Annotated in this window: 2 protein-coding genes and 6 tRNA genes; 2 read left to right on the top strand and 6 right to left on the bottom strand. The window is 66.3% G+C overall.

Annotated features, from left to right (window positions below):
* Positions 1-1,250 (top strand): type II toxin-antitoxin system HipA family toxin (locus VE326_14575; GenBank protein ID HYJ34425.1); only part of this gene is annotated, 1,250 nt, incomplete at its 5' end.
* A gap of 86 nt (positions 1,251-1,336) precedes the next feature.
* On the opposite strand, the gene VE326_14570 is transcribed toward VE326_14575, so the two are convergent.
* The 6 genes from VE326_14570 to VE326_14545 form a co-directional block, all read right to left on the bottom strand.
* Positions 1,337-1,411: transfer RNA gene (locus VE326_14570), tRNA-Pro, on the bottom strand.
* A gap of 12 nt (positions 1,412-1,423) precedes the next feature.
* Positions 1,424-1,497: transfer RNA gene (locus tag VE326_14565), tRNA-Arg, on the bottom strand.
* Between the two features lie 22 nt (positions 1,498-1,519).
* Positions 1,520-1,593, bottom strand: a tRNA-Val gene (locus VE326_14560).
* A 112-nt stretch (positions 1,594-1,705) separates the two neighbouring features.
* Positions 1,706-1,779 (bottom strand) — tRNA-Met (locus VE326_14555).
* Positions 1,780-1,796: 17 nt separating this feature from the next.
* Positions 1,797-1,869: transfer RNA gene (locus VE326_14550), tRNA-Gly, on the bottom strand.
* Between the two features lie 89 nt (positions 1,870-1,958).
* Positions 1,959-2,031 (bottom strand) — tRNA-Ala (locus VE326_14545).
* Positions 2,032-2,184: 153 nt separating this feature from the next.
* Between VE326_14545 and VE326_14540 the strand changes: the two genes are divergently transcribed.
* Positions 2,185-3,055: sigma-70 family RNA polymerase sigma factor (locus VE326_14540; protein ID HYJ34424.1), on the top strand; the 871-nt coding region annotated here is incomplete at its 3' end.

The raw sequence follows: 3,055 nt of genomic DNA, 5'->3' as shown, positions 1-3,055 counted from the left end.
GGGGCCGGCAGGTCGGCGCCGTCGCCGAAGACGCGCAGGGCACCATTGTCTTCGAGTACGATGAGGCTTTCCGGGAGTCGGGCCTCGAGATTTCGCCGATCCATCTTCCGCTCTCCCGCCGAGGGCCGGTCTCGTTTCCGGAGCTGCAGCGGATCGCGTCGTTTGCGGGGCTTCCGGGCCTCCTGGCCGACTGCCTGCCCGACGCCTTCGGCAATACGATCATCACGCGTTATTTCGAGCAGCGCGGCACCCCGGATGCCGCTCTCAGTCCGGTGCAGAAGCTGCTCTACATCGGGAGTCGCGCCATGGGCGCGCTCGAGTTCAGCCCGCCGATCGTTGGCCGGAACAGTCCGCATGGCGATCAGGCGCTGGAGATCGCCCGGCTGGTGGAAGAAGCGCGGCGCGTGATCGAAGGTGATCCGGCGGTCGCGGTCCCCGAGATGATGCTTGTGGGCGCCTCGGCGGGCGGGGCCCGCGCCAAGGCGCTCATCCTCTACAACCCCGACACCGGACGCGTGAAGTCCGCGTTCGCCCCTCCGCGCCGGGGCGACGAGCACTGGATGATCAAGTTCGACGGTGTGACTGCCGGTGCCGGCGGCCACGTGATGGTGAAGGAGTTCGCGCCGGGGCCGTTCGGGCGCATCGAGTATGTCTATTCGCGGATGGCCCGCGCCGCCGGCATCGAGATGGCGGAGACGCGCCTTCTTCGCGAGCGCGACTTCGCGCATTTCATGACCCGGCGGTTCGACCGCGAGGATGGCGCGCGGCTCCACATGCACAGCCTGGGTGGGCTGCACCACGCCGACTACAACATCAGGCAGGTGCTGTCATACGAAGAGTACTTTCGCACGATTCGACTGCTGGGGATGGGACAGCCCGCCGTCGACCAGGCGTATCGCCGGATGGTGTTCAACGTCGCCGCGCGGAATCAGGACGACCATGTCAAGAATCTCGCGTTCCTGATGGGGCCGGACGGGAAGTGGCGGCTTGCGCCGGCCTTCGACATGACGTGGGCCTGGGGCGGAAAGTGGTCGCAGACCCATCAGATGACGATTCGCGGAAAGGATGACGGCTTTACGCGCGAGGACCTGCGCGCCGTCGGGCGCTCGTTCGACGTCACCGACGACGGAGACGGGATCATCGATGAGGTCGAGACGGCGCTCTCGCGCTGGACATCGGAAGCGAGGGAGGCGGGAATTACGCCGGAGTGGATCGCGAAAATCGACGGGCTCTTTCGGCACTTCAGATAGAGGTGGCGGAACGCGCTCAGCGGGCGCTGCCGGAAAGACAATCGCTCCGCACGAGCGACATCGTGCGGAGCGATCGAGTTGTTCAATCGGGGCGCCCGGATTTGAACCGGGGACCTCCTGCTCCCGAAGCAGGCGCGCTAACCGGGCTGCGCTACGCCCCGTCCTTCAACCAGTGCGCCCTAGAGGACTCGAACCTCTAACCTTCTGATCCGTAGTCAGATGCTCTATCCAATTGAGCTAAGGGCGCGGTGCCGCCACTGCCAACCGCATGGGCGCTACAAGACTCGAACTTGTGACCTCCACGATGTCAACGTGGCGCTCTAACCAACTGAGCTAAGCGCCCTGCATGCTTCAGGCGGTCAGGCGATCAGCCAATCGGGCGGTCGGCGGCCCGAAAAGCCGCCGGAGTCTCTGACCGCCTGACCGCCTGTCCGCCTGACCGCCTGGACCACCAATAGCGGGGGTGGGATTTGAACCCACGACCTCCGGGTTATGAGCCCGGCGAGCTACCAGACTGCTCCACCCCGCGACGTGTACCTTGAGCAGAGCGGGAAACGGGACTCGAACCCGCGACCCCAACCTTGGCAAGGTTGTGCTCTACCAACTGAGCTATTCCCGCGAACGGACGGAGATTCTAGCGGTCGGTCTCCGTCCGCGCAACCGCTCCGAACCGGCGACCCATACGGGCGGCGCCGGACCGGTGGAGAGTGGAGGCGAGGGGGATCGAACCCCTGACCTCGTGAATGCCATTCACGCGCTCTCCCAACTGAGCTACGCCCCCATTATATTGTCGCCCCGCCGCGACGCACTCTTCATCGAAGAATCCCTCGCCAGCGGAGCACGAAAACTTAAGCTCGCACCCGGAGGAGTGTCAAGCGCTTAGCACGCTCTGCACCCTCCCTCCGCGCTCGACTTATCCGGTTAGTTTGCACCCATGACGATCTCGCAGCAGCCGTCCGAGGGCGCGACGCCGAAACGGCAGTCCAAACGCCCGCCGGACGACGCGGTGCCGCTCACCGCCGACATGACCACCGCCGAAATTCTCGCCAGCTCGCCGCCGGCGCGGCCGCGCCGGAGCCGCAAGCGCGATACCGCGAAGAGCCTCGGTGTCTACGACGCCGACAAGGACATCCTCGATCAGTACCTCTATGAGGTGAGTCTCTCCCCGCTCCTCACTGCGCAGCAGGAGATCGCCATCGCGCGCCGCGTCCGCGCCGGCGATCCCGAGGCGATGGAGGAGCTCGTCAAGCGGAACCTCCGCTTCGTCATCTCCGTCGCCAAGAAGTATCAGAATCGCGGGCTCGCGCTCACCGACCTCATCGGCGAGGGGAACGTCGGTCTCATGACGGCGGCGCGGAAGTTCGATCCCGATCAGGGCGTGAAGTTCATTTCCTACGCGGTCTGGTGGATCCGCCAGGCGATCCTCGCGGCACTCGCGCGCCATGGCCGGACGGTGCGCGTCCCGCTCAACCGTACTGCCGATCTGTCGCGAATCATCCGCGCGTCGGAGGCGCTTCGCCAGGAGCTCCGCCGCGAGCCGGCGCCGGAGGAGATCGCCCACGCCACCGGGCTCGCGCTCGACATCGTGCAGGCGCTCGCCGCGCTCAACACCGCCGATGTGCGGCTCGACGCTCCGCTCGACGCCGAGGGCGACCGTTCCCTCATCGACCGATTCATGGCCGGCGGTCAGGACGCCGAGGCCGATGCGATGGACCAGTTCCTGACGGAGGAGATCGATCACGCGCTGGGAACGCTGCCGCCCCGCGACGCGAAGGTGCTCCGCCTCTATTTCGGGCTCGACGGCG

The sequence above is a fragment of the Candidatus Binatia bacterium genome (assembly GCA_035631035.1).
In the GTDB taxonomy this organism is placed as follows: domain Bacteria; phylum Eisenbacteria; class RBG-16-71-46; order SZUA-252; family SZUA-252; genus DASQJL01.
This window is presented reverse-complemented; position numbering and strand designations above follow the sequence as displayed.